The 25,736-nt window shown below is 58.7% G+C and carries 20 protein-coding genes and 1 tRNA gene; 16 read left to right on the forward strand and 5 right to left on the reverse strand.

Translation table 11 applies throughout. The annotated features are described in order from the left end of the window. Together BN1123_RS21815 and asd are read left to right on the forward strand one after the other, a co-directional pair. Nucleotides 1-211: hypothetical protein (locus BN1123_RS21815; protein WP_231555603.1), on the forward strand; the 211-nt coding region annotated here is incomplete at its 5' end. 71 nt (nucleotides 212-282) lie between these two features. Then, nucleotides 283-1,395, forward strand: a complete 1,113-nt coding sequence (asd, locus tag BN1123_RS08505; RefSeq protein ID WP_042026412.1) for an aspartate-semialdehyde dehydrogenase — start codon at nucleotides 283-285, stop codon at nucleotides 1,393-1,395. 260 nt (nucleotides 1,396-1,655) lie between these two features. Here asd and fdhD read toward each other — a convergent pair whose 3' ends face one another. The 5 genes from fdhD to BN1123_RS08535 all read right to left on the reverse strand — a co-directional run bounded on the left by fdhD (nucleotide 1,656) and on the right by BN1123_RS08535 (nucleotide 8,259). Next, nucleotides 1,656-2,471, reverse strand: a complete 816-nt coding sequence (gene fdhD / locus BN1123_RS08510) for a formate dehydrogenase accessory sulfurtransferase FdhD (protein WP_042026414.1) — start codon at nucleotides 2,469-2,471, stop codon at nucleotides 1,656-1,658. A gap of 12 nt (nucleotides 2,472-2,483) precedes the next feature. Then, nucleotides 2,484-4,580 (reverse strand): sigma 54-interacting transcriptional regulator, encoded by a 2,097-nt coding sequence (locus BN1123_RS08515; protein WP_042026416.1) that lies wholly within the window; start codon nucleotides 4,578-4,580, stop codon nucleotides 2,484-2,486. A 369-nt stretch (nucleotides 4,581-4,949) separates the two neighbouring features. Then, complete coding sequence (locus BN1123_RS08520) at nucleotides 4,950-5,267, reverse strand: hypothetical protein (RefSeq protein ID WP_224209547.1); 318 nt, start codon at nucleotides 5,265-5,267, stop codon at nucleotides 4,950-4,952. A 197-nt stretch (nucleotides 5,268-5,464) separates the two neighbouring features. Beyond that, nucleotides 5,465-7,609 carry a formate dehydrogenase subunit alpha gene (fdhF, locus tag BN1123_RS08525; RefSeq protein ID WP_082037504.1) on the reverse strand — a complete coding sequence of 715 codons (2,145 nt, stop codon included), beginning with the start codon at nucleotides 7,607-7,609 and terminating at the stop codon, nucleotides 5,465-5,467. A gap of 44 nt (nucleotides 7,610-7,653) precedes the next feature. Further along, nucleotides 7,654-8,259, reverse strand: a complete 606-nt coding sequence (locus tag BN1123_RS08535) for a 4Fe-4S binding protein (RefSeq protein WP_042026419.1) — start codon at nucleotides 8,257-8,259, stop codon at nucleotides 7,654-7,656. Between the two features lie 651 nt (nucleotides 8,260-8,910). On the opposite strand from BN1123_RS08535, the gene BN1123_RS20860 reads away from it, so the two are divergent. The 14 genes from BN1123_RS20860 to hypF all read left to right on the forward strand — a co-directional run bounded on the left by BN1123_RS20860 (nucleotide 8,911) and on the right by hypF (nucleotide 25,661). Continuing rightward, entirely contained in the window at nucleotides 8,911-10,527 is a 1,617-nt protein-coding gene (locus BN1123_RS20860; RefSeq protein ID WP_082037505.1) for a TIGR04141 family sporadically distributed protein, read from the forward strand. Between the two features lie 71 nt (nucleotides 10,528-10,598). After that, nucleotides 10,599-11,498, forward strand: a complete 900-nt coding sequence (locus BN1123_RS20865; RefSeq protein ID WP_082037506.1) for an HNH endonuclease — start codon at nucleotides 10,599-10,601, stop codon at nucleotides 11,496-11,498. A gap of 339 nt (nucleotides 11,499-11,837) precedes the next feature. Continuing rightward, nucleotides 11,838-12,503, forward strand: coding sequence for a 4Fe-4S dicluster domain-containing protein (locus BN1123_RS08540; RefSeq protein ID WP_042026420.1), 666 nt, complete (start codon nucleotides 11,838-11,840; stop codon nucleotides 12,501-12,503). After that, complete coding sequence (hyfB, locus tag BN1123_RS08545) at nucleotides 12,503-14,386, forward strand: hydrogenase 4 subunit B (RefSeq protein ID WP_042026421.1); 1,884 nt, start codon at nucleotides 12,503-12,505, stop codon at nucleotides 14,384-14,386. Before BN1123_RS08540 ends, hyfB begins: the two co-directional genes overlap by 1 nt. Before the next feature lies 1 nt (nucleotide 14,387). Then, entirely contained in the window at nucleotides 14,388-15,341 is a 954-nt protein-coding gene (locus tag BN1123_RS08550) for a respiratory chain complex I subunit 1 family protein (RefSeq protein ID WP_042026422.1), read from the forward strand. A gap of 80 nt (nucleotides 15,342-15,421) precedes the next feature. Further along, complete coding sequence (locus tag BN1123_RS08555) at nucleotides 15,422-17,140, forward strand: hydrogenase large subunit (RefSeq protein ID WP_017784116.1); 1,719 nt, start codon at nucleotides 15,422-15,424, stop codon at nucleotides 17,138-17,140. A 9-nt stretch (nucleotides 17,141-17,149) separates the two neighbouring features. Then, nucleotides 17,150-17,695 (forward strand): formate hydrogenlyase complex iron-sulfur subunit, encoded by a 546-nt coding sequence (locus BN1123_RS08560; protein ID WP_042026425.1) that lies wholly within the window; start codon nucleotides 17,150-17,152, stop codon nucleotides 17,693-17,695. Further along, on the forward strand, nucleotides 17,695-18,510 hold the full coding sequence (locus tag BN1123_RS08565; RefSeq protein WP_042026428.1) for an NADH-quinone oxidoreductase subunit B family protein: 816 nt from the start codon (nucleotides 17,695-17,697) through the stop codon (nucleotides 18,508-18,510). The genes BN1123_RS08560 and BN1123_RS08565 overlap by 1 nt, the downstream gene beginning before the upstream one ends. Beyond that, on the forward strand, nucleotides 18,503-18,937 hold the full coding sequence (locus BN1123_RS08570; RefSeq protein WP_042026429.1) for a formate hydrogenlyase maturation HycH family protein: 435 nt from the start codon (nucleotides 18,503-18,505) through the stop codon (nucleotides 18,935-18,937). Before BN1123_RS08565 ends, BN1123_RS08570 begins: the two co-directional genes overlap by 8 nt. Then, nucleotides 18,937-19,428: a hydrogenase maturation peptidase HycI gene (hycI, locus tag BN1123_RS08575; protein WP_042026431.1), complete on the forward strand. Its 492-nt coding sequence runs from the start codon at nucleotides 18,937-18,939 to the stop codon at nucleotides 19,426-19,428. The genes BN1123_RS08570 and hycI overlap by 1 nt, the downstream gene beginning before the upstream one ends. Before the next feature lie 192 nt (nucleotides 19,429-19,620). Then, a tRNA-Sec gene (locus BN1123_RS21330) sits at nucleotides 19,621-19,712 on the forward strand. 216 nt (nucleotides 19,713-19,928) lie between these two features. Continuing rightward, nucleotides 19,929-21,341 carry an L-seryl-tRNA(Sec) selenium transferase gene (selA, locus tag BN1123_RS08580; protein ID WP_042026434.1) on the forward strand — a complete coding sequence of 471 codons (1,413 nt, stop codon included), beginning with the start codon at nucleotides 19,929-19,931 and terminating at the stop codon, nucleotides 21,339-21,341. A gap of 4 nt (nucleotides 21,342-21,345) precedes the next feature. Further along, the gene (gene selB / locus BN1123_RS08585) at nucleotides 21,346-23,244 is read left to right on the forward strand and encodes a selenocysteine-specific translation elongation factor (RefSeq protein WP_042026436.1); all 1,899 of its coding nucleotides are present in this window, start codon (nucleotides 21,346-21,348) and stop codon (nucleotides 23,242-23,244) included. Beyond that, nucleotides 23,241-25,661, forward strand: coding sequence for a carbamoyltransferase HypF (gene hypF, locus BN1123_RS08590; protein WP_042026438.1), 2,421 nt, complete (start codon nucleotides 23,241-23,243; stop codon nucleotides 25,659-25,661). The genes selB and hypF overlap by 4 nt, the downstream gene beginning before the upstream one ends. Nucleotides 25,662-25,736: the final 75 nt, after the last annotated feature.

Genomic DNA, 25,736 nt, shown 5'->3' on the forward strand with positions numbered 1-25,736 from the left:
ACCTTATGCAGGTGGCCTGCCTGTTTTTTCATCCCCGCCTCTCCCCACCTCTTTTCTACGGCGCTTTTTCCGCCTCCCTACGGTGTTCACACCGCTGGATATTGCAGCGAACGACACAGAATATTGCGCAATTCGACTTGCGCCCGCCGCCACAATCCGTAATGTGGACAGACACATTTTTCGCAACTCGTATTTTGTAACCAGCTTGTAAATGGCCGGCGCCATACAAGGGGTCACGGGATCCACAACGCATTATTAAGCAGCTATCCAGGGTAGGACATTATGAAAAAAGTAGGTTTGGTCGGTTGGCGTGGCATGGTGGGATCGGTTCTGATGAGCCGGATGCAGGAAGAGCAGGATTTCGCCCATATTCAACCTACCTTCTTCACCACTTCCCAGGCCGGTGAGGCCGCCCCCAACTTCGGCGTCGATGCCGGCACTCTGCAGGATGCCTTCGATATCGAGGCGCTGGCCAGGCAGGAGATCATCATCACCGCTCAGGGCGGCGATTACACCAAGGATGTCTATCCGCGCCTGAAGGCCGCCGGCTGGCAGGGTTACTGGATTGACGCCGCCTCTTCCCTGCGCATGGAGCAGGACGCCGTCATCATCCTGGATCCGGTCAACGGTGACGTCATCGAGCAGGCCTTGAACGATGGCATCAAGACCTTTGTTGGCGGTAACTGCACCGTCAGCCTGATGCTGCTGGCCCTGGGCGGCCTGTTCAAGGCCGATCTGGTGGAGTGGGTGAGCGTGGCCACCTATCAGGCCGCCTCCGGTGGCGGTGCCCGCCACATGCGCGAGCTGGTGACCCAGATGGGGATCCTGCGCGACGAAGTGGCGGTAGAGCTGGCGGATCCCGCCTCCGCCATCCTCGATATCGAGCGCAAGATCACCGAGAAGACCCGCTCCGGCACCCTGCCGGTGGACAACTTCGGCGTGCCGCTGGCCGGTGGCCTCATCCCCTGGATCGACACCAAGCTCGACAACGGCCAGAGCCGTGAAGAGTGGAAAGGCCAGGCCGAGACCAACAAGATCCTGGGGATCCAGGATGCCGCCATCCCGGTGGATGGTCTGTGCGTGCGGATCGGCGCCCTGCGCTGCCACAGCCAGGCGTTCACCATCAAGCTGAAGAAGGATGTGCCGCTGGCAGAAATTGAATCCCTGCTGGCCGCCCACAACGACTGGGTCAAGGTGATCCCCAACGATCGCGACATCACCGCCCGCGAGCTGACCCCGGCTGCCGTCACCGGTACCCTCAGCATCCCGGTGGGTCGTCTGCGCAAACTCAACATGGGCCCCGAGTATTTGGCCGCCTTCACCGTGGGTGATCAGCTGCTGTGGGGCGCCGCCGAGCCCCTGCGCCGCATGCTGCGCATCCTGCTGGCCCGCTAATTCGCCGCGCCAATACCAAAAGGGCGGGGAGTCACACTCCCCGCCCTTTTTTACGGCCTCTTGCTGGTGATACCTTTGCCTGTCACTCGCACCTGATGGCACAGGGCAAGCCGCCCCCATCACGCCTTAACGTTGTTCTGCCCCATCCCTGTGAGCTTATCCCTGCCCTGTTACACCCACTCAACGCCAATGTCAGCACTGAATGTCACTACTGATGCCAGTGCCTATCCCGGCGAAGTGGTCCGGCACCAATCCAGCACTTATGCCAGCACGATACGCTGGCGGCCGCTGTAGATCTCGGCGCGCCCCGGGCGGCAAAACCCCACCAGGGTGAGACCGGTCTGTTCGGCCCGCGCCACCGCCAGTTCGGTGGCAGCCGAGATGGCGAGCAGGATCTCCACCCCGGCGCTGGCAGCCTTTTGCACCATCTCGAAACTGGCGCGGCTGGTCACCAGGATGGCGCCATCGCGCCGGCCGGTGCGACACAGGTGGCCCACCAGCTTGTCGAGCGCAATATGGCGCCCCACGTCTTCGCGAATGGCGAGGATGTTGCCCGCCCCGTCCACATGGACGGCGGCGTGGGTGGCGCCGGTGCACTGCCCCAGCAACTGCAGGGGGCGCAGCCCATCCAGCGCCTTGTCAATAAGACCCACCGCAAAGCGCTGGCTGTCCGGCAAGGGGGGCAAGGTGCGCACCACCTGCTCCAGGCTCTCGCTGCCACAGATGCCGCAACCGGTGCGTCCCGCCAGGGTGCGCCGCTTCTCCTTGAGGCGATAGATGCAGCGATTGGCCAGGGTGATGTGCAGCTCGATGCCCTGACAGCCATTGACCTGCTCGATGTCGTGAATGTCGTGCAGGCCGTCGATGATCCCCTCACTGAGAGAAAAGCCGATGGCAAAATCCTCCAGATCGGCGGCCGAGCACATCATCACGCTGTGGGCGATGCCGTTGTAGACCAGCGCCACCGGGGTTTCGCAAGGCAGCTGCATGGCGCTGTCGGTGGTCACCTCACGCCCCTGATAGTGCACCACCTCGCGCGGCGCGGCGCACCGGAACACGTCACTCTCTTGCCACATCTTGTTGCCGCCTTATTCGATGATCCTGGGATCCTTTGCCGAAATACCGAGCCGCTTCATTTTCGAGAGCAGGGTGGTGCGTTTCATGCCAAGACGCTGGGCCGCCCCCCGGGCACCGGCGACGATGCCGTTGCTCTCCTTGAGCGCCGCGATGATCGCCTCGCGCTCATCCTCCGGCCCCTGCCGGAACAGGGGGGCATCGGGCTCGTCATAAACCAGGGTCTCAATCTTGTGATAGCCCTTGAGGGGCAGCAGCTCGTCGGGGGAGAGATTGAGCACCTGACCGCGGGTCATCACCACGGCCCGCTCTATGATGTTCTCCAGCTCGCGAATATTGCCGTACCAGGGGAGCGACACCAGCATCTTCATGGCATCGGCCGGAATGGCGGTGATGGTACGGCGCATCCGCTTGGCGATCTTCTTGATAAAGAAGTTGACCAGCAGCGGGATGTCTTCGCGCCGCTCGCGCAGGGGCGGCAGCTCGATGGGAAAGACGTTGAGCCGGTAGTAAAGGTCGCTGCGAAAGCGCTTGTTCTTGACCATGGAGAGCAGATCGCAGTTGGTGGCCGCCACCAGTCGCACGTCCACGGCGATGGGGTTGCTGTTGCCCACCCGCTCCAGCTCGTGCTCCTGCAATACCCTCAACAGCTTGGGTTGCAGATCGATGGGCATGTCCCCCACCTCGTCGAGGAACAGGGTGCCCTTGTGGGCCCGCTCGAAGCGGCCGATGCGCTGGGTCAGGGCGCCGGTGAAGGCCCCCTTCTCGTGGCCGAACAGATCGCTCTCGATAAGGCCGGTGGGAATGGCGGCGCAGTTCACCTTCACCATCTCCCGGCTGCTGCGGGCACTGAGTTGATGAATAGCCTGGGCGATCAGCTCCTTGCCGGTGCCCGTCTCCCCCAAAATCAACACGGTGCAGTCGCTCTCGGCCACCAACCGTACCTTCTCCATTACGCTCTCCATCACGGGGCTCTGGTAGATGATGTGGGAGAACTCTCCCCGCACGGCGGGTTCGCCAATACGAAGGGTCTTCTCTTTCGCGCCGTTGGTGTTGGAGATCTCCTGCTGCGACTGCACGTTGTTCATGGCGATCGCCGTGCGCGCCGCCACCTGTTCGAGCAGGGAAATGTCGATATCGACGAAGAAATCCACCTCCGGGTGAGAGAGGATCAGCACCCCCAGCAGGTTGCCCCGATAACGCAGCGGCAAGATGCAGGAGCTGTTGGCCTCGGGGGGCAGGATCTGGGTGGCGAAGCGGCAGTGGGCATTGCAGCCGTGGCCATGCTCGCGATAGATGAAATAGGGTTCGCTGTGACCCAGGGCCCCCTGCAGGCAGTTCTTTTCGAAACAGGAGTGGTCGATAATGCCGGGCTGCTCGCTCTGGCTTTCGTTCACCAGATAGCTCTTGAAGCTGTCGGAGGTGGCGTTGTATTCAGCAAGACAGAGGCTGCTGATGGCAAAATGGTGCTGCAGGATGGCAAACAGGCTTCTTGGCAGCTCGGCGATGCGCACCAGTTTGATCACCGCATTGGTTACGTCCACCAAAATTTTGCAGCTGTCGCGCTCAAGGCGCAGGGAGTGGGCCTGCTCCAGGGTGCGCTCCTTGTCCTGCACGTTCTCCAGCGCGATGGCGATGATGGCCGCCAGCTGGGTCAGTTTGGCCAGCACCTCCATGGGAAAGGCGCGAGCCTCGCGGCTGATGAACTCCACCCCGCCCAGGTGGCTGCGAGCGGTGGTGATGGGCAGTTGGCAGTAGGATTGCAGGTCATCATAGACGGGGGTGCTCGCCAACAGGGCGCAGCGGTTTTCAAAGCGGGCAGCGGGTAGAATGATCGCCTGCTCCTTGGAAAAGTGAAGGTCTGCCTTGCGGCAGACGAGGTGCCTTGGGCCCCTCTCCCCCATGTAGCAGAAGATGGCCTCCTCCCCCGTCCCCTGGTTGAGGATCAGGTTGACCCGGATCACGTCGTCGAAACAGACGTCTATCTTGTTGAGTTTCTTGATGAAGTCATCGAGCGTCACGGCCGACAGCAGGCTTTTTGAGAGCAGGAGGAAACCGTCATCCCAGATGGGGGAGATCTCGTCCAGCGGGATGGCACTCACATTCAGCATTACGGCCTCACATTGGATCAGTGTCAGTCACAGAGCCGGCCTGCCATGCCGTGGCATACTGATTCGCCATGGCAACCGGATATAACAACAAGGGGTCGCCCTCATGCTGCTGACAAATATTGAATGGCATGATGCTTTATCAAATGTTGCAATTCAAAACGGGCACGTAACGAACAATAACAAAAGATAACATCGTCAGCGTCGATATATTCAAAGCTGGCGTGCCATCATAATGAAGCGGCGGGTTCATTACAAATCAGGCTGAATATTTTCTCGCGCATTTGTCCACATTTAATCAAGCCCGCGATTAAATAACTGATAATTAATTCAAGAGTGCCGCCCGAATTATTTGACGCAGAGCAATCTGGCTCACTGGCACTGATCACCCTGGCCCTGCTGCCACTGCAGATGTCCGCTTTTCAGCCCACCCAGGATAAAGAGCGCCGAACAGCCCTGAAAGGCCATCAGCAGCCAGCTGGCGTTGTCGGCCAGCTCCTGCGCCACCGTCCGGTGCGTAAGGTAGACCAGCAAAGTGATCAGCCCCAACAACAGGGCGTTGATCAAGGTGGTCGAGACGAAGGCGATCAGCCAGGCGATGGTGGTACTCAGCGCGGAAAATACCCCGCGCATGGCCAGCCGCGCCGCCATGAAACAACCGAAAAAGCCAAAGCCCAACAGAAATATCATCTCGTCTTGCCAGATATAACAGCCAATACCCAGCAATATTGCGACAAAATAGCCACAAATATAAAAGATACCGAATAACCGGTTGATATCATGTTGCATGATCTCACCCATATCGAAATTTAACCAAGACAAGGGTAACCGACTCACAAGATGAGTCGGTCCCTTATTTTTATCTCTCCAAAGAGAGTGGTTGCCAATTACCCCTTGGCGGCGCTGCGCAATTTTGCCTTGAGCGCGCTGTACTCGGTCTGGACGTAGACTTCTGCCTCGGCCTGATCCGGGATGCGCTCAATTTTCACCGCGCAGTATTTGTACTCAGGGGTGTAGGAGACGGGGTCCACGTGCTCGATGGTGAGCTCGTTGCAGGCCCCGATCCACCACTGGTAGGTCATATAGACCACCCCGGCATTTACTCGCTCGTTGTAGTTGGCCCGGGTAATGACTTTGCCCCGCCGCGACGAGATCCAGACCAGCGCCTGATCCTTCACCCCGAGTTTTTGGGCATCAGTCGGGTGGATCTGCACATAGCCCGGCTCATCGGCCAGGGTCTGCAGCGCCGAACAGTTGCCGGTCATGGAGCGACAGGAGTAGTGGCCGACTTCGCGCACGGTGGAGAGCACCAGCGGGTACTCGGCGCAGGGCTGCTCCAGCGGCGCGCGCCACTCGGCGGCAATCAGCTGACCCTTGCCGCTCGGGGTGCTGAACACATTGCCCTCGAACAGGGTGCTGGTGCCCGGATGATCCTCGGTTGGGCAGGGCCACTGCACACACTTAAGATCCGCCATCTTGTCATAGCTGACCCCGGCGTAGAGCGGGCAGAGCGCACGCATCTCGTCCCAGATCTCTTCGGTGTTGTGGTACTCCATGGGATAACCCATGGCGGTGGCCATCAGCGAGAAGATGGCCCAGTCGGGTTTGACGTTTTCAGGGGGCGTCACCGCCTTGTAGAAACGCTGGAAGCCGCGATCCGCCGAGCTGTAGACCCCCTCGTGCTCGCCCCAGCTGGTGGCGGGCAGAATGACGTCGGCCATCTCGGCAGTCTGGGTCATGAAGATATCCTGTACGATCACCAGATCCATCCCCGCCAGGGTACGGCGGAACTGACCGAGGTCTGCCTCGGTCTGGGCCGGATCTTCACCGAAGATGTAGAAGGCCTTGCACTTGCCCTCCTCCACCTTGTGACCAAGCTCGGTAAGCCGGTAACCGGGTTTCTGGGAGAGCGACTCCACGCCCCACGCCCTGGCAAACTTGGCGCTGATCTCGGGGTCGCTCACCGACTGATAACCCGGGAACTGGTGCGGCAGCATCCCCATGTCGCAGGTGCCCTGCACGTTGTTCTGGCCGCGTACCGGCCCGCAGCCGGTACCACGCCGACCGAAGTTGCCGGTCAGCAGCGCAATACCCGCCAGCCCCTTGACCACGTCCACCGCCTGACCGTACTGGGTCACCCCCATGCCCCACAGGATCATGGAAGCAGGCGATGCGGCATAGGTGCGAATGGCGGCGCGGATATCCGCGGCTTTCAGGCCAGTGATCCCCTCGACATATTCCGGGGTGTACTTGGCCACTGTGGCCTTGAAAGTGTCGAACCCTTCGGTGTAGTTGACGACGAACTCTTTGTTGTAGAGCCCTTCATTGATCAACACGTTGGCGAAGGCGTTGACCAGCGCCATATTGGAACCGTTTTTGAGCGGCAGCCACTGATCGGCGATGCGGGCGGTCTCCACCATGCGCGGATCACACACAATCACCTTGGCCCCGTTGGCCTTCGCCTTGAGGATATGGCGGGCAACGATGGGGTGAGAGTCAGCAGCGTTGTACCCAAACACCAGCAGGCATTGGGTCTCTTGAATTTCGGGAATGGCGTTGCTCATGGCGCCGTTGCCTACAGTTGTCTCCAGACCGGAGACTGAGGGTGCGTGTCACACCCTCGCGCAGTGATCGACGTTGTTCGTTCCAAGCACGGCGCGGGCAAATTTCTGCATCACATAGTTGGCTTCATTGCCGGGGCCACGGGCAGAGCCGGTGGTCATGATGGCGTCCGGGCCATATTTCGCCTTGATGGCAGAGAGGCGGCTGCTGGCGAACTCGATGGCTTCGTCCCAGGAGACGGCTTCGAGCTTGCCACCGCGCTCGCGGCGGATCATCGGGCTCTTGAGACGGGGGGTCAGCAGGTTGGTGTCATTCAAGAAATCCCAACCGTAATAGCCCTTGAGGCAGAGCTGCCCCTCGTTGGTCCGGCCGTTGGCGCCTTCGGCCCCCACCACCTTGTCGTTTTCAACCAGCAGGTTGATCTTGCAACCGGTGCCGCAATAGGGGCACACGGTAATGACTTTTTTCATGACTCACACTCTTTTATTAACGAAAAATGTTCGGTAAAACCCGCTCAGACCTGCGCCGGGACATGGCCTGCCAGCAGCGCCTCAGCACTGGCCAGCTGCTTTTGCCGGTTCAGGGTCTCAAGGCTCTCCGGGGTAACCAGTCGCAGTGCCTGGGTCGGGCACACCTCGACACAGGCCGGGCCCGCCTCGCGGTGCTGGCAGAGATCGCACTTGAGCGCCTGCGCCTTGCTCTGCACACGTTTGAAAAGCGCATCGGCCGCGGGGGCCACTTCTTTCACCACCACCGCCATGGCGCCGTAAGGACAGGCCACCACGCAGGACTTGCAGCCGATGCAGCGCGCCTGCAGCACCTTGACGCAACCATCCTCGCTGACGATGGCGTTGTTCGGGCAGGCCATGGCGCACGGCTTGTCTTCACACTGGCGGCAGAGCACCGGCGTGGTCACCTTGCTGCCCACGATGACTTTGAGGCGCGGCTGAAAATGGCTGTCTTTGGAGACCAGATGTCCATCCTCGATGGCAAGATGCAGGCCGCCCTCCCGCGCAAGGGTCCCGCTGCAAGACCCTGACTGGTGTGAAACGGCGCACGCCACCTCACAGGTACGACACCCAATACAGAGACCGGGATCGGCAATCACGAAGCTGTTCATAGAGAGGGATCCTAAATGGTTCGTTACACCGGGCCGCCCGCCGACAGGCAAAGAGGCGGCCAGCCCCCCACAAGGCATTTATCAGACCAAAACGGGCCAATAGAGCGACATATATTTACAAGCAACTGAAAATAAAGGATTAATCAGAAATGGCTGTGTGCTGTTGATCACCGCTGACGAGGGTGATGAAGGGATGGGAAGTGTGATCGACACGACAAAAGTGACGAGATCGACACTGGTGGCCCCCCCAACCCCAATCGCTTTACAAACAGAATCGAGATAGGTTGGAAACTAGGGTCGGGCGCCATGTTCCAAGCAAATGGAGCAACGAAACCCGGGGAAATCCCCCTGAAAGGGTACAAAATGATTTGTACAGAGCACTGGTCGGTCTATCGCAAAGGACGGTTGTTTGGTTTTACTATTGAGTTTGCCAAGTAACACCTAGCCGAAACGCACAACAAACGGCCCGCTATTAACAAATTTGTTGAGCTAGAGCCTACTTTACGCCCCCGCCTCTTCTGTTTTTCACCTGTCCGGTTATCATGTGCCTCACTTGAAGACTAATCAGACAATATTGAGCTCATGATTAACTCCACCATGTTCATTAGAAAAATACATGTGGACATGGTTATTGATAAATAGTGGGATCACATGCCGAATCAAAGACAATATAGATACTTGAACGTCTTATTAGCTAAAAATGAATTTACTGATAGTACATTTTCAGATTTTATGAATCCTGAATCTAGATATCATATATTCTCTGTGGAGCCTCAGCATAATTTGGAAGGTGCACTATATGTCAAAATATCCCATGAAAAAAGGCCACAGTGGGCGCAATTATTAGATAGTGTTGCAGGACAAACTATAGAGCAATTATCAAATAAGTCTAGCTCTGCGGCGCTACTAGTACGTGTTAGAGAAAACATTGTTGTATTCACATTTGGTTATGGTCGATTTTTATTAAATCTAAGTATGTTTGAGCAGGACTTTGGGCTGAAAACCGCTCTCAATACTCTTGATCACAAAAGTTTAAGAAGTATAGATCTACATACAATAGAAGATCAGCCTATTCAAAGAAAAACTCAAACGCTTCGTGGCTCTGAAGCTAGTGTATTTGGTGTTGATATCTTTAGAGATGTACTAAGAGCGGTGACGGGTTCACCTAGAGACTCTGTGAGCTACAAAAATATATCTGGTGGTGACGCAATTTTCTCATTTGGTTTAGAAATGTCAGTACAGGATATACCCATGATAGTACAAGAACTAATGAACTACTATAAGATGGATTTATATAAGAGTTCATTTGGCTGGGTCGATAATATACGGCGAGTTAAAGATAGCGCAACAACATCGACTTTAGAAGAACAGTTAATAGAGGCTATTAGAACTAAAAACAAAAACTTATCTATAACCTTACCAGAAATAATTGAATGGGATTCAGTACTTGGCTTCAGCTTTACTAGGACTAAAAGAACTATATCACCAACAATTGATGTGTCTACATATCTCGATAACATAGATATAGACTCTTTATCAAATGATTCTATACGAAGAGACCGACTATACGTCACAGATATTCACGGGAATGAGTTTGGATACTCAATATACTCTTGCTTATATCTCGAGTTAGAGACTGACAATACTAAACAGGTTATTTATGGTGGTAATTGGTATGAGATCGACAAAACATTTATGCAAAGTATTGATACAACTCTCTCTCTCATAAATACTAGCAATATCCATTTTCCTGGTGTTCAAGTCTGGGAAGAAGATGGTAAACAAATGATAGAGACAGAAGGAGATTACAACGCACGAATTGCGGATTATATGAGCTATTACTTACTCGATAAAAAGTTAGTGAAATGCACAAAAACGACGTCCCCAATAGAATTATGTGACTTACTCACAGACTCCAAAAAACTTATACATGTAAAACACCGAAAAGGTGGCTCTGCAGGTTTGAGCCATCTATTCGCTCAAGGTTCTGTTTCTGCAGAGATAATTCTTGGAGATAGACAGTTTAGAAAGGAATCACGAAAAGTATTACGCAGGGTATCTGTACGAGCACAAGAACTTATCCCTATAGATGGGTTACAAAGTTCTGACTATGAGATTATATTTTTAATATTAGGCGACACCAGTGATAATGTTAAAGATAATTTACCATTCTTCAGCAAAGTTAATTTGGCACGTGTATATGAAAATCTGTCACAAAAAGGTTTTAACGTTAGCGTTACTGGTGCTGAAAAAACACACAAACTTTAATAAAACAAGGTTACGCGCAATCTAAAGTAGATGGCTACATCGTAATCATGCATTATATATTAGGGGGGGATATGAAGTATTTATTTTGCAATGTAGGTTGGATGAAGCGATATGATGGCATTTATAATGATAAACCTGAGCGAGGTGGCGCCTATAACAAAGACGAAATTGGACATGAGGCTTGTAATTTTACAGTAGTAGATGATCATGTATTTGGTTATGTAAGACCTACGGGACAAATAAAACTAGAGAAGTTAGGTGCATCTAAATCAGATGAATCCATAGATGATGTGTTAGTAATTTGGACTGCTGGCCCAGATTCTGGTGGTACAGTGGTTGTGGGTTGGTATAAACATGCGACTGTATTTAGATATGAGCAATTTTTAAACTCGGAAAGCATAAAACATAAAGAGAGTGGGATAAATATATTTCGAATTAAGGCACATAAAGACAATGTAACCTTATTGCCTATGGAACAACGTCATTTAATGATCCCCAGGGCAGTAAAAGGAGGAATAGGACAAAGTAACGTTTGGTTTGGCAACACTGAAGACAGCGACCAATATACTAAACCAATTCTAGAGTTTATTGATGGTTATGGTTCAAGTGATATCATCCCAGATATCGATTTCTCTGCTCTGGAAGGCAACCCTCGGTTGTTAGCTCATATCAAAAGAGAAAGAAACCAGAGGCTCGTTAAGCTTAAGAAGAAAAAAACTTTAGAACACACAGGCAAACTTGTATGTGAAGTATGCTCTTTCGATTTTAAAAAAATCTATGGTGCTCTAGGTGAGGATTTTTGTGAAATTCACCACCTTATAAAATTGGCGGATGCAGAAAAGCAAGTAGAGACCACATTGTCTGATTTAGCTGTAGTTTGCTCAAACTGTCATCGAATGCTTCATCGAGATAGTCCAATGAAAACACTCTCTCAATTGAAAAGTATTGTTCGCACCGGAAATCCTTCCTAACAAAGCATTCTGCCGTTATTCCATAACCTAGCTATTAATATAAATAGTGCAATGAACTTCGTTCATTGCACCCTACCCTTATCTCCCGTTTCGCTATCAGTCCCACGCGCAGACCCCTTCCTATTGAGACTCTCTGTGTCGATCACGGTTCTTTCCCCTCGTCACAAGTGACGAACGTCACAGTTCGACATCTACCAGCCTTCTTGCTGCGCTCTCACCTAAAAAATAAATTCATTTAAAAACATAAACTTATAGTGATAATTCACGCCAAATCCATATTGGCCCGCATTTTGCCATCCAGCACCTACTCCATTCCTTCGCGACACGACAAGGTAGGTTATGAACCGCTTCGTTATCGCTGACCCTAAGCTTTGTATCGGCTGTGGCACCTGTATGGCGGCCTGCAGCGAGGTACACAAGGCGCAAGGTTTGCAACAAGCCCCCCGTTTAACCGTTATGCGACACGAGCAGGCGACCATGCCGGTTCAGTGCCGTCACTGTGACGATGCCCCCTGCAGCAAGGTGTGCCCAGTCGAGGCAATTCGCCAGACCGGCGATTGCGTGCAACTCAATGAGTCGCTCTGCATCGGCTGCAACCTCTGCGCCGTGGCCTGCCCCTTTGGCGCCATCCAGAGCGGCGGCAGCCGTCCGGTGGCCGTGGCCACCAGTTACGACACCTATATTCCCTGCTCCATCCGCTCCAGCAACCCCTCCACCTCCGCCGGCCTCGGCTGCTTTGGCGAGGATCTGCTGAGCTGGGAGCCGGGCGTGCGCAGCATCGCGGTCAAATGCGACCTGTGCGAGTTTCGCGCCGAAGGGCCAGCCTGTGTCGATGCCTGTCCCTCCCAGGCACTGAAGCTGGTCAATGACGGCGACACCGAACGCGCTACCCGTATCCGTCGCCAGCAAGCGGCCGACACCAACCCGCAGGGGGCCTCTGCCTTCTCGGCGCCCGCCACGGCGCTCCCTGCATCCGATCTATCCACCACAGAGGGAGCGTGCTGATGTTGTCCCCCCTTGTTATGGCCACGCTCCTGCTCTTTTTGCTGGGCGCTGCCGCCGGTTTGCTGCTGCAAAAGCTGCCCGCACTGGCCAACCGCCTCAACAGTGGCTTTGCCCTGCTGGGCTCGCTCGCGGGCCTGGTCGCCGCCATCCAGATCTTTGCCCAAGGTGCCCCCGTCGACGGCCAACTCTGGCTGCTGGGCTCGGTCCATCTCGACATGCTGGCCGCGCTGATGCTGCTGGTGATCAGCACCGTCGGCGTCGCCGTCGCCCTCTACTCCTTTGCCTATATCCGCGAATATCAGGGCAAGGGGGATATGGCCATCGGCGCGCTGATGAACCTCTTCCTCTTTGCCATGGTAGGTATGGTACTGGCCGACAATGCGCTCGGTTTCTTGCTCTGCTACGAGCTGGTGACCCTCACCACCTACTGGCTGGTCAAGACCAACCCGGATGCCGCCAAACAGAGCCGGCTTTACTTGGTGATGAACCATATCGGCATGGCGCTGGTGCTGATCGCCTTCTGGCTGCTCTGCCGTGAAAGCGGCTCGCTGGAGTTCGCCGCGCTGCGCGAGCACCATCTGGCGGGCGGTTTGGCCTCGCTGGTGTTTCTGCTCAGCTTCTGCGGCTTTGGCCTGCGCGCCGGTTTCGTGCCGCTGCACGGCTGGCTGCCGGTGGCCGAGCCCGTTGCGCCCTCCCATATCTCGGCGCTGATGTCCGGCGTCATGGTGAAGCTGGGTCTCTTTGGCATCTTGCGGGTCAGCATCGATTTTCTCGGCGCCAGCCAGCTCTGGTGGGGCTATATGGTGCTGATCTTCGGTGCCTGCTCGGCAGTGCTCGGGGTGCTGTTTGCGCTGGCCGAGCATGACCTCAAGCGGCTGCTCGCCTACCACACGGTGGAGAACATCGGCATCATATTGATGGGGATGGGCATCGGCATGATCGGCATCGCCAACCAGCAACCGGCGCTGGTGGTGCTGGGGCTGCTCGGTGCGCTTTATCACCTGCTCAACCACGCCATCTTCAAGAGCCTGCTCTTTATGGGCACCGGCTCCGTGATGTTCCGCCTCCACACCCGTGACATGGACAAGATGGGTGGTCTTGCCAAGCTGATGCCCTGGACTGCGCTGGCGTTCCTCATCGGTGCCATGGCCATCTCGGCGCTGCCGCCGCTCAACGGCTTTGTCAGCGAGTGGTTTATCTACCAGTCGCTGCTCTCCATGACCAAACTCGGCACCTCTGTCGTTGCGCCGCTCGCGGTAGTGATGCTGGCGGTGACCGGCGCCATGGCGGTGATGTGTTTCGTCAAGGTGTACGGCATCTGCTTCTGCGGCGCCCCGCGCAGCGAGAAGGCGAGTCACACCCGCGAAGTACCGGGGGCCATGGTGGCAGGCACCCTGCTGCTGGCCGCCGTCTGTCTGGTGCTGGGTCTGGGCGCCCCCTGGATTGCCCCCCATATCGCCAGCTACGGTCAGGCGCTGGTCTCCACTCAAGTCACGAGCCAGATAAGCGTGGCCACCGGCGCCACCCTGCTGCCGCTGGATAGCAGCCAGGCGATCCTCTCCCCGCCCGTTATCGCCATCACCTTGCTGGGGCTGTTCCTCATTCCGCTGCTGGTACTGGCCATCTTCAAGGGGCCCAAGCTGGGTCGTCGTCACGCCGGCACGCCGTGGGCCTGTGGTTACGCCTATGAGGAGCGCATGAGCCTCACCTCTGGTGGTGTCACCCACACCTTGCGCCAACTCTGCGCCCCGCTCTATCGCAAGCAGCCGCAGCTCGATCTGGCCAGCGCCCTGCACGGGGTGAGCGATGCCAGCGGCAACACCGGCTGGCTGCTGCACGGCCTTGTACTGGCGCTCTTTATCCTGATGGCTGTAGGAGTCTGATATGCCTGTTCTTGAAATGCCGAGCTGGGGCATGGTTGCCCTCGCCCTGACCCAGGCCATCGCCATGCTGGCGCTGGCGCCGCTCGCCACCGGCTTCAACCGGGTACTGCGGGCCAGGATGCACTCCCGTCAGGGGCCGGGTCTGCTGCAGGATTACCGTGATATCGCCAAGCTCCTGCGCCGCCAGGAGGTGACCCCCGAGCCTGCCGGTATCCTCTTCAACCTGATGCCTGCACTGCTAATCGCCGCCCTCTTGCTGGTAGGGATGGCGCTGCCGACCCTGACTCGGGAATCCCCCTTCCCCATCGCCGGGGATCTCATCACCGACATCTATCTGTTCGCCATCTTCCGCTTCTTCTTCTCCCTCTCGGGACTCGACAGCGGCAGCATGTTTGCAGGTATTGGTGCCCGCCGCGAGCTGACTCTCGGCATTCTGGTGGAGCCCATTCTGGTGCTCGCCTGCTTCATCATGGCGATGATGGTGGGCAGCTCGGATCTGGGCAATATCAGCAGCTATGTGGCGACTCAGCCACTGGCCGCGCCCATCGCCACCCTGCTGGCCGGCGCCGCCTGCGCCTTCGCGGTCTTTGTGGAGATGGGCAAGCTGCCCTTTGACTGCGCCGAAGCCGAGCAGGAGTTGCAGGAGGGGCCGCTCACCGAGTACTCCGGGGCGAGGCTGGCCCTGCTCAAGCTCTCCATTGGCCTCAAGCAACTGGTGGTGGTGCAGCTCTTTCTGGTGATTTTCCTGCCCTTCGGCAAAGCGGCCAACTGGAGTCTGCCTGCGCTCATCGGCGCAGCGCTGATCCTCGCCTGCAAGCTGCTGGTGGCCTTTTTGCTGGCAGGCATCATCGAAAACGCCATGGCCCGTACCCAGTTCGTGCGCACCCACAAACTCACCCGCTACGCCTTGGGACTGGCCCTGCTGGCGCTGCTCGCCTATCTGGTCGGGATCTGAATCATGCCCGCCAGCACAGCAACTTTTTCCGATTTCATCATTTGTGAATGCTCATTCCCGAACATTAAAGTGAGAACTGCATGACCATCGCCATTTCGGATCGCATCGGCTGCGACTATATCCAGCAGGTGCGAGCACAACTGCCCCACGCCATCGTCGACGAGGAGTGGCAAACCGCCGATCAGGCCACCATCACCGTCAAACCCACCAGTCTGGTCGAGACGGCCAGCCTGATCTTCCACCAGCTGGGGGGCTGGCTTCCGCTCTCCTTTGCCAATGACGAGCGCAGCCTCAACGGCCACTTCGCCGTCTACCACGTCTTCTCCATGGAGGGCGACACCAAGTGCTGGATCACCGTCAAGGTGCTGGTAGATGCCGATACCCAGGAGTACCCCTCCATCACCCCGACCATTCCGGCGGCGGTGTGGGGTGAGCGGGAGATCCGCGACATGTACGGCCTGCGCGCCATCGGCCTGCCGGACGAACGTCGGCTGGTACTGCCGGACGACTGGCCGGAGGATATCCATCCCCTGCGCAAGGACGCCATGGATTATCGCCAGCGCCCGATGCCCACCACCGACACCGAGACCTACCCCTTCGTCAACGAGCTCGGCAGTGATGCCAACCGCATCGTGCCGGTCGGGCCGCTGCACATCACTTCGGACGAGCCGGGTCATTTTCGTCTGTTCGTCGATGGGGAAGACATCATCGATGCCGACTACCGCCTCTTCTATGTCCATCGCGGCATGGAGAAGCTGGCGGAAACCCGGATGGGCTATAACGAAGTGGCGTTTCTGACCGACCGGGTCTGCGGCATCTGCGGTTTTACCCACAGCGTCGCCTACACCACCTCGGTGGAGAACGCCATGGGTATTCCGGTGCCGGAGCGGGCCAAGATGATCCGCGCCGTGCTGCTGGAGGTGGAGCGCCTGCACAGCCATATCCTCAACATCGGCCTGTCGAGCCACTTCACCGGTTTTGACACCGGCTTCATGCAGTTCTTCCGGGTGCGGGAGAAGTCCATGACCCTGGCCGAGCTGCTCACCGGCGCGCGCAAGACCTATGGCCTCAACCTGATTGGCGGGGTGCGCCGCGACATCTTCAAGGAAGATCGCATCAAGGGTGCCCAGCTGGTGCGCGAGCTCCGTGATGAGCTCAAACCCCTGGTGGCCATGCTGCTGGATACCGCCAACATCTCCTCCCGCCTCATCGGTATCGGCAAGCTCGACCCGCAGATTGCCCGCGATTTCAGCTGCGTCGGCCCCATGGTGCGGGCGAGCGGCTTCAAGCGCGACGTGCGTCGGGTTCACGACTTTGCCGGCTACCGCGAGCTGCCGATGGAGATCCAGACCAAGGCGGGTTGCGACGTGCAATCCCGGGTGCTGGTGCGCATCCACGAGCTCTACGACTCCCTCGACATGATTGAGTTCGGCCTGGAGCACCTGCCGGAGGGGCCGCTTTTGACCGAAGGCTTCACCTACCAGCCGGGCAAGTTTGCGCTGGGCTTTACCGAGGCGCCCCGCGGCGAGAACGTCCACTGGAGCATGACCGGGGACAACCAGAAGCTGTTCCGCTGGCGCTGCCGCGCCGCCACCTACGCCAACTGGCCCGCTCTGCGCTACATGCTGCGCGGCAATACCGTGGCGGATGCACCGCTCATCATCGGCAGTCTGGATCCCTGCTACTCCTGTACCGACCGGGTCACCCTAGTCGACCCCAAGAAGGGCAAATCCACCGTGGTCTCCTACAAGGAGATCGAGCGCTACGGCATCGATCGCAAAAACTCTCCGCTGAAATAAGGGGTCATCATGATCAAGCTGTTCAAGACCATCCTCAAGGCTGGCACCCCAACCGCCAAGTACCCCTTCGCCCCTATTGATGTGAACCGGGATTTTCGAGGCAAACCCAAATATCAGGCGGATCAGTGCATCGCCTGCGCCGCCTGCACCAAGGCCTGCCCGGCCAACGCGCTGGTGATGGAAGTGGACATGGAGACCGGCGAACGGCGCTGGGAGATCTCCATGGCGCGCTGCATCTTCTGCGGTCGCTGCGAGGAGGTCTGCCCGACCCGCGCCATCGCCCTCTCCCCCGAGTTCGAGCTGGCAGTGACCAACAAGGCGGATCTCTATGAGGAGGCCCGCTTTGCGCTGGCCCCCTGCACCCTGTGCGGCACCTACTTTGCCCCGAGCAAACTGGTGGCACTGGTGGAGGATACCCTCAAGCAGGCGGGCACACCGTTGACCAACCCGGAGCGGCTGCACCACTGCCCCGACTGCAAACGAAAACAGAGCATGCTGAGCCAGCCTGACTCGGCCCTGATCACACCGATAGCCACACAACAGGAGTGGATGTGATGAGCAAGATCAAAGGCATAGAACCGGTTGTCGGCCATGCCCATACCCGCGCCGTGCCGCTGGCACAGGATCCCGAGATCACCAAACTCAAGAAGAGCCTGCTCAAAGACATTCGCCGCTCGGCCTATGTCTACCGGGTCGATTGCGGCGGCTGCAACGCCTGCGAGATCGAGATCTTCGCCACCATCACTCCGCTGTTTGATGCCGAGCGTTTCGGCATCAAGGTGGTCGCCTCTCCCCGCCACGCCGACATCCTGCTCTTTACCGGCGCGGTAACCCGGGCGATGCGGGTACCAGCCCTGCGCGCCTACGAGGCGGCGCCCGATCCCAAGATCTGCATCGCCTACGGCGCCTGCGGCTGTGACGGCGGCATCTTCCACGACCTCTACTGCGTCTGGGGCGGCACCGACAAAATAGTACCGGTGGATGTCTATATTCCGGGCTGCCCCCCCACGCCGGCAGCCACCATCTACGGCTTTGCCGTGGCGCTCGGTCTGCTTGAGCAGAAACTCAAAGCCACCAGCCACCAGGTGCAACCGTGTGAGCGGGTCGAACTGCGCCACACCGGTATCCCCAACGAAATCCGGGTGATGATCGAGCGCGAAGCACGCCGCATGGCCGGTTACCGGCAGGGACGGATCATCGCCGACGAGTTTATGGCCCTGCTCGAAGGGGCGACCCAGCAGGATGTGGATCTGCGTATCCAGAGCTACCTCGATCAGCACGAGGATCCGCGCCTGGCGGAGATCGTCAACAACCTCGCAAACGCCTGCCTCAACCGGGCGGCCGGCAAGGGAGAGGCGCTGCATGGCTGACCAGGTTTTCTTCTATCGCCTCTCGCGCAAGTTCGTGGATGAGCAGTTCGACGTGCCCCCCGCCTCAGCGAAGGAGATGGGGCAAGCCAAGGAGGTGATCTACTACAGCCTCGCCATCGGCCATCACCTCGGCATCGTCGATTGCCTGCGAGCAGACCTGGTCTGCTCGCTGACCGGTTATCGCGACTGGGTAGCCAAGCTGCCCGCAGGGAGCGAGGCGCGCCGCAAGATGGAGGGGTTTCTCACCTTTGGCGAGATCACCATCTATCGCGAGCACTGTCATATGCTGGCCTGCGCCTTCGACCGACTGCGCAAAGCCGACAATCTACTTGATGAGCAGGAGCTGGGCTGGACCAACACCTTTATGGATCAGCTCACCGCCCTCTTTAAAGACCCCCATATGTACCTGATGGTAAGGAGCCGCTGATGGGCTGCAATCTCGTGTTGACCGTGGGCAATGCCATGATGGGGGACGACGGTGCCGGCCCCTATCTCGCCGACAAGCTGCAAGCCGCCCCCCTGCCCGGCTGGATCCATATCGACGGCGGCATCGCGCCGGAAAATGTGGTCTACAAGGTGCGGGAGCTGCAACCGGAGCGAGTGGTGCTGGTGGATGCCGCCGAGATCGGCGAGAAGGCGGGTACCCTCAAGGTGATCCCCCCCGAGACCATCGCCGAAATGTTTATCTTCTCGACCCACAATATGCCGCTCAATTTCCTGATCGACGAGCTCAAGACCTTTGTCCCAGAGGTGATCTTTGTCGGGGTACAACCGGCCATCGTCGCATTCTCCTTCCCGATGACCGGGATGGTGAGCGGCGCCATGGATTATTTGCATCAGCATCTTGATTGCGCCCGGGATAGCGGTTTGTTAATAAATAAACTGGCCCAGTGGAATATGACACAGGATACCGCTTGAATATTTAATGGAGTGTTAAAAGACACCTGTCACAATATTTAATCAATGCTCGATGTTAAATGAATGACATCGAGCTAATTGTCCTGTTTTTGATATAAAACAATTCAATCTGAAATTTGCAAAATATTGTCTCAATACGACCAGAAAAGCATTGCCAGCACGTACAGATTGGCCCAGAATGGCGGCCAACGCGGAAGTTGATGGGGTCTGGTGGCCCCCTCGGTCTTCAAAACCGATGTGAGCCGAGAAGGCTCTGGCAGGTTCGATTCCTGCCTCTTCCGCCACTTTCATATATTAAAATCATATATTAGGTAAATCGAATCAACACCGCTTGCCAATATCATTCCGGGCAGCTTCAATTTGACCACCCATTAATTTGTCAGAATATGTCGCATCATTAATATTCTGAATCATTTGGCTGCGTCAATATATCCATCTTGCCTGGTTCCCCTATCGGTGAAGCGTGTGTATCCCAGCCACGCACTCTTCGGGGGACTCCCATGCTAGACCATGCTTTGACTCATGCCGCCTTCGACGATCCGTTACCACGCCATCAGCAGCCGACCCATCGCCTGCCCCAGGTGGAGCAACTGCTGCAGCAAGCCTTTCTCGTCCCCCATATCGCCTGCTTGAGCCGGCCGCTGGTGACCTGGGTGGTGCGCGAAACCTTAAACGAAGTGCGCCAGAGCGAGGCATTTCGCCAGCACGGGGTGACCCCCGCCCACCTTGAGACACTCATTGCCAAACGCTGCCAGCAGCAAGTGCGCCGGCGCCAGACCCGGGTGATCAACGCCACCGGCACCCTGATACACACCAATCTGGGGCGCTCGCCGCTAAGTAGCGAACTGTGGGACGAGGTGCGCGATCTCAACACCGGTTACAACAATCTGGAACTGGAGCTCGCTACCGGCAAGCGCGGCGGGCGCAAGGGGCTGATCGCCACTTTGCTCACCTGCCTCACCCAGGCCGAGGATTCGCTGGTGGTCAACAACAACGCCGCCTCCCTCTTCTTGCTGTTGCAAGAAGTGGCCAAGGGGCGCGAGGTTATTGTCTCCCGCGGCGAGCAGATCCAGATTGGCGGAGGCTTTCGCATCCCCGACATTCTGGCGCTCTCCGGCGCCAAGCTGGTGGAAGTGGGCACCACCAATATCACCACAGCCCGGGATTACCTCGATGCCATCACGGATCAGACCGCGCTGGTGCTGATGGTGCACAGATCCAATTTCGCCATTCGCGGCTTTACCGAATCCCCCGATATCGGCGAGCTGGCCCGCGCCCTGCCGGATCATGTGGTGCTGGCGGTGGATCAGGGCTCGGGCTTGACCTGCGAGGAGTTTGCGCCGGATGAAACCCCGGTGCGTCAATACCTCAAGGCGGGGGCGGATCTGGTCTGCTACTCCGGCGACAAGCTGATGGGCGGGCCCCAGTGCGGCATCATCAGCGGCCGTGCAGACCTAATCAAGCGGCTGGAAAAACACCCCATGATGCGCACCTTCCGCCCAAGTCGCATCATCCACTCCCTGCTGGAACGCCTGCTCATCCACAAGCTCAACAAGTCTCCCCTTGGTGAAGGGATAGCCCAGCGCACCCTTGCCGATCCTGCTGCCATGCAGGTTCGATCCGACCGGCTGATGGCCGCCCTGCCCGATTGTTTTGACGCCCTGCCCGCCCAGCTGGTGGTGGGGGGCGGCACCCTGCCGGACGAGTTCTACCCTGCCCCTGCGCTGGCCTGCCGGGATCCGCGTCCGGCCCAGCAGCTGCTCGATGCCCTGCGGGAACTGCCGGTGCCGGTGATTGCCACCGTGCGCCAGCAGAAGGTGCTGCTCAATATGGCCACCCTGCTCGACGAGGACATGGCCCCCCTGATTGCCCAGCTGACCGATCTGCTCACCCCTGCACCACGGGAGTCCTGATCCCATGACCTCCTATCGCGCCGTTATCGGCCTCGCCGGCCACGTGGATCACGGCAAGACCCTGCTTATCAAGGCCCTCACCGGCATTACCACGGCCCGCGCCCACGAGCAGGCCATCGGCATGACCCAGGATCTCGGTTTTGCCCATTTTGACGATGGCCAGGGCAACACCATAGGCGTTATCGATGTGCCGGGTCATGAGCGCTATATCCGCAACATGGTGGCGGGGCTCTGGAGCCTGGATCTGGTGCTGCTGGTGATCGCCGCCGACGAGGGGTGGATGCCGATGACCGGCGAACACCTGCGCCTGCTCAAGGCCATGGGGGTGCCACGCCTTGTGGTCTGCATCAACAAGTGCGATCTGGTGAGCGCCGATGAACTGGCGCTGCTGGAAGAGCACCTGCTGGAGCGGGTGATGGACGAGAGCGGCATGGTGCCCGATATCGTCAGCGTCAGCGCCAAAACTGGCGAGCATATCGACGCCCTGCACGCCGCCATCCTGCGCCAGCTTGCCGATCTGCCAACATCGCACGCGGCTCACGATCAGGATGCCCCGCGTCTGTATGTAGACCGGGTCTTTACCGCCAGCGGCACCGGTACCGTGCTTACCGGCACCCTGCAGCAGGGCAGCCTCAAGGTGGGGAAGAAGCTCCTGCTCCAGCCTGCCGGCCGCGAGGTGCAGGTGCGATCCCTGCAGGCCTATCACCAACAGGTCGATGAGATCGGCGCCGTCTGCCGGGTAGCGGTGGGCCTTAAAAAGGTGCCCCACAAAGAGGTGGCCCGCGGTCACTGCCTGACCCGCGCCGATGGCCAGTGCGAGGCGGCGACCCACCTTATCGTGCGGCTCAGCGAGGTCGGCGGCAGCATCCGGGAGCAGCGCTCCCCTCTGCACAACAAAGAGGTGGAAGTGGCTCTCGGCAGCTGGCACGGCCGGGCCCGTTTCGTTCCAATCAAGGATACCCGGCTGGCGCGACTTATCTTCAACGACCCCATCCCCTGCTTCTTCGGCCAGCCGCTCGCCATCATCCGCCACGGCAGCAGCGAGTTGCTGCATGGCGGCCGCATCCTCTGGTGCGGTGATATTCACCCCGCCAGACGCAAGGCACTGCACGCCCTGCTGGGCAATCTGCCGGATGATCTCACCGACTACCACCCCGCCAACCTTGAGCTCGGGCTCAACGGCTATGTAGCAGCCAGCCGTTTTGGCGCCCTTGCTACCGAGCTTCCTGCCCATCTTGTGCAACTGGGCGACTGGGTACTGGAGCGCACCTGGCTGGCCCAGCGCAGTGACGAGCTTCTTGGCACCCTGGCAAGCGAGCCCTTGAGCGCCGCCGAGCTTGCCGCCCGCCTTGGCATTGCCCAGTCGGTTATCCAAGCCCTGTTGCAACAACTCAAAACCGGGCAGCTTGTGCGCCTTCATCACGACAAGTGGCAGCCGGGCAGCGGTGAATCGGAAGATGATCTGGAAGAAGAGGCACAGTTGGTGCTCAAACTGGTGCGAGATCAAGGCAAGGAGGGGTATGAGCCCGGTAAACTGGGCCCCGGCGGCGTGACGGTGGATCCACTGCTCTCCCTGCCAGCCAGTTTGCGCCAGCGCCTGCAACAAAAGGGAGCGCTGCAAAAACAGCTGCGCAATCTGGCCAGACTCAAGTATCTGGTGCAGCTGGAAGGACCCATCTACTACGACGCTGCGCTTTACAACCAAATGGTAGAAACCGTGCTGGCTGGCCAGCAGGTGGGAGATCTGATCGACATGGCGTCACTCAAACAAGTCACCGGATTGTCGCGCAAATACGCCATCCCGTTTTGCCTTCGCATGGAGATGGACGGCTGGGTGCGCCGGGAAGAGAACGATCGCCGGGTATTGCGCATGCCAGCGCGCGCTCATGAGGTGCCGGCATGACGGCGCAACCTGACATCCAGACCACCACCCGCCAGCGCCTTGAGTTTCATCTCGACGGTATCGTGCAGGGGGTCGGTTTTCGCCCCTTCGTCTATGGCCTGGCCCTGCGCCACCACCTCACCGGCTATGTCTTGAATGACGCAAGCGGCGTCACCATTGGCGCCGAAGGGTCGCCCGAGCAGCTGGCCGCCTTTGCCCGCGAACTGCGGGAGCTGGCGCCACCGCTCAGCCGGATCGATCACTTCAGCGAGCGGGTGCTGCCCCTTGACGATGACCCCGACCATAATTCCGACTACGATGGTCAGTTCCACATCAAGGCGAGCGAGCAGCAGAGCGCGGCCACAGTCGCCATCTCACCGGATCAGGGGATGTGCGAGGCGTGCGCCCGAGATGTGGCCAACCCCCTTGATCGCCACCACCGCTACCCCTTTACCAACTGCACCCACTGCGGCCCGCGCTACACCATCATCCGTCGCCTCCCCTACGACAGGCCCCATACCGCCATGGCGGGCTTTGCCATGTGCCCGCGCTGCGCGGCAGCCTACGAAGATCCGCTGGACCGGCGCTACCACGCCCAGCCGGTAAGCTGCCCCGAGTGCGGCCCGCACCTGACTTGGCGCACCGGTACGGGGGATGCCCTGGCCGAGCGCGAGGATGCCCTGCAAGCCGCCGCCCGCGCCCTGCAAACGGGGGCGCTAATTGCAGTCAAGGGGATGGGCGGTTATCACCTGATATGTGATGCCCGCGATGAAGGCGCCGTGGCACGGCTTCGCCAGCTCAAGCGGCGCGAACGCAAGCCCCTGGCTGTGATGATGGGCTCCCTTGCAGAGGCCCAACTGCATGTCACCGGCAGTGAAGAAGAGTGGAACCTGCTCGTCTCCCAGGCCAGGCCCATTACCCTGCTGCGCAAGCGCACCAAGGATGATCGGCCATCCCAACAACCAGCGGTGCCGCTGGCCGAGGGGATAGCCCCCGGCATCCCCTATCTCGGTGTCATGCTCCCCTATACCCCGCTCCACCAGCTGCTGCTGGATGCCTGCGCCATCCCGCTGGTGGCCACCAGCGCCAATGGCCGTGGCAGCCCCATCCTTGTCGAATGCGAGGCGGTGGTGCGCGAGCTGGGGCATCAGATCGACGGCATCCTGGATCACAACCGCCCCATCCTGCACCCCTGCGACGACAGCCTGGTGCAGTGGGCGGGTGGTCGGCGCCAGACTCTGCGTCTGGCGCGGGGCTATGCCCCCTGCACCCCCAGCCTGCAGGAGGCGGTAAAGGTGCCGATGCTGGCGGTCGGGGCCCAGCAGAAAAACCAGCTGGCGCTGGCCTTCGCTCGCCAGCGTATCTACAGCCCCTATATCGGCGATCTGCACAGCCTGCCGATGCAGGATCACTTCGAACAGACCCTCGCCACCTTTCAGGGGCTGTACGATCTCGTACCCGAGCTGCTGGTCTCGGATCGCCACCCCGGTTATCTCAGCCACCAGTGGGCCAGGGAGTATTGCCGCGAACACAACGCCACTCACCTTGAGGTGCAGCACCACCACGCCCACTTGCTGGCGGTGATGGCCGAGCACAACCTGACCGGCCCCGTACTGGGCTTTGCCTTCGATGGCACCGGCCTTGGTGATGAGGGGGCGCTCTGGGGTGGCGAGCTGCTGATCGCAGACGTACAGGGATTTGAACGGGTGGCACACCTCAAGCCATTTCGGCTGATCGGCGGTGAGGCCGCCATCCGCGAGCCGGTGCGCCAGTTGCTGGGGCTGCTGTTTGAGTCGTATGGCGTCGATGAGATCAGACAGCTCGATATTCCGCTGATCAACAAACTGCCCATAGAGCGGATCAGCAACCTGCACCAGCTCTGGCATCTCGGTCGCAACGCGCCCCATACCAGTTCCATCGGTCGGCTGTTCGATGCCGTCGCGGCGCTGCTCGGCCTTGTCGACACCCCGGATTACGAGGGGGAAGCAGGCCTCCTGCTGGAGGCGGCGGCGCTAAGGCTTTCGCCGCACGAGCAGCCTTGGCCGCTCCATTTTGAACTGATGGAGCAGCCCGATGGTCCACTTCTGATCGACTGGGCGCCCCTGGTCGATGCGCTGATCAAGGCCCGGGAGCGCACCACGATTGCCAGCCTGGCCGCCGGCTTTATCCGGGCCATCAGCGAGCTTGTCGTCGCTCTTGCTAAGCGCTTTGCGGGCTACCCGGTGGCGCTTGGCGGCGGCGTGTTTCAAAACCGGGTGCTGATGGATGCCCTCATTCCCCGTCTCGAAGAGGCCGGATGCGAGGTGTTGACCAGCGAGATCCTGCCGCTCAACGACGGCGGCATCGCTGCCGGACAACTCTGGTTTGCCATCCACCACAGGGCGGCGCAAACCGGTGTTGCCAGTCCTGCCGAAGGCGCCACCAGCCTTGATAAGTGAGAGCCGAGAACGAAAACCCGATGCGCCTTTTCCTTGTTCACCCCCCTCTTCACGACAAGCGCGAGCCCGACGCGC

The sequence above is a fragment of the Aeromonas enteropelogenes genome (genome assembly GCF_000819845.1).
Classification (GTDB): domain Bacteria; phylum Pseudomonadota; class Gammaproteobacteria; order Enterobacterales; family Aeromonadaceae; genus Aeromonas; species Aeromonas enteropelogenes.

What these genes read in the sequence shown, in the direction of transcription:
- asd (WP_042026412.1), top strand. Translation starts at nt 283, where the DNA reads ATGAAAAAAGTAGGTTTGGTCGGTTGGCGTGGCATGGTGGGATCGGTT.
- fdhD (WP_042026414.1), bottom strand. Translation starts at nt 2,471, where the DNA reads ATGTGGCAAGAGAGTGACGTGTTCCGGTGCGCCGCGCCGCGCGAGGTG.
- BN1123_RS08515 (WP_042026416.1), bottom strand. Translation starts at nt 4,580, where the DNA reads ATGCTGAATGTGAGTGCCATCCCGCTGGACGAGATCTCCCCCATCTGG.
- BN1123_RS08520 (WP_224209547.1), bottom strand. Translation starts at nt 5,267, where the DNA reads ATGATATTTCTGTTGGGCTTTGGCTTTTTCGGTTGTTTCATGGCGGCG.
- BN1123_RS08535 (WP_042026419.1), bottom strand. Translation starts at nt 8,259, where the DNA reads ATGAACAGCTTCGTGATTGCCGATCCCGGTCTCTGTATTGGGTGTCGT.
- BN1123_RS20860 (WP_082037505.1), top strand. Translation starts at nt 8,911, where the DNA reads ATGCCGAATCAAAGACAATATAGATACTTGAACGTCTTATTAGCTAAA.
- BN1123_RS20865 (WP_082037506.1), top strand. Translation starts at nt 10,599, where the DNA reads ATGAAGTATTTATTTTGCAATGTAGGTTGGATGAAGCGATATGATGGC.
- BN1123_RS08540 (WP_042026420.1), top strand. Translation starts at nt 11,838, where the DNA reads ATGAACCGCTTCGTTATCGCTGACCCTAAGCTTTGTATCGGCTGTGGC.
- hyfB (WP_042026421.1), top strand. Translation starts at nt 12,503, where the DNA reads ATGTTGTCCCCCCTTGTTATGGCCACGCTCCTGCTCTTTTTGCTGGGC.
- BN1123_RS08550 (WP_042026422.1), top strand. Translation starts at nt 14,388, where the DNA reads ATGCCTGTTCTTGAAATGCCGAGCTGGGGCATGGTTGCCCTCGCCCTG.
- BN1123_RS08555 (WP_017784116.1), top strand. Translation starts at nt 15,422, where the DNA reads ATGACCATCGCCATTTCGGATCGCATCGGCTGCGACTATATCCAGCAG.
- BN1123_RS08560 (WP_042026425.1), top strand. Translation starts at nt 17,150, where the DNA reads ATGATCAAGCTGTTCAAGACCATCCTCAAGGCTGGCACCCCAACCGCC.
- BN1123_RS08565 (WP_042026428.1), top strand. Translation starts at nt 17,695, where the DNA reads ATGAGCAAGATCAAAGGCATAGAACCGGTTGTCGGCCATGCCCATACC.
- BN1123_RS08570 (WP_042026429.1), top strand. Translation starts at nt 18,503, where the DNA reads ATGGCTGACCAGGTTTTCTTCTATCGCCTCTCGCGCAAGTTCGTGGAT.
- hycI (WP_042026431.1), top strand. Translation starts at nt 18,937, where the DNA reads ATGGGCTGCAATCTCGTGTTGACCGTGGGCAATGCCATGATGGGGGAC.
- selA (WP_042026434.1), top strand. Translation starts at nt 19,929, where the DNA reads ATGCTAGACCATGCTTTGACTCATGCCGCCTTCGACGATCCGTTACCA.
- selB (WP_042026436.1), top strand. Translation starts at nt 21,346, where the DNA reads ATGACCTCCTATCGCGCCGTTATCGGCCTCGCCGGCCACGTGGATCAC.
- hypF (WP_042026438.1), top strand. Translation starts at nt 23,241, where the DNA reads ATGACGGCGCAACCTGACATCCAGACCACCACCCGCCAGCGCCTTGAG.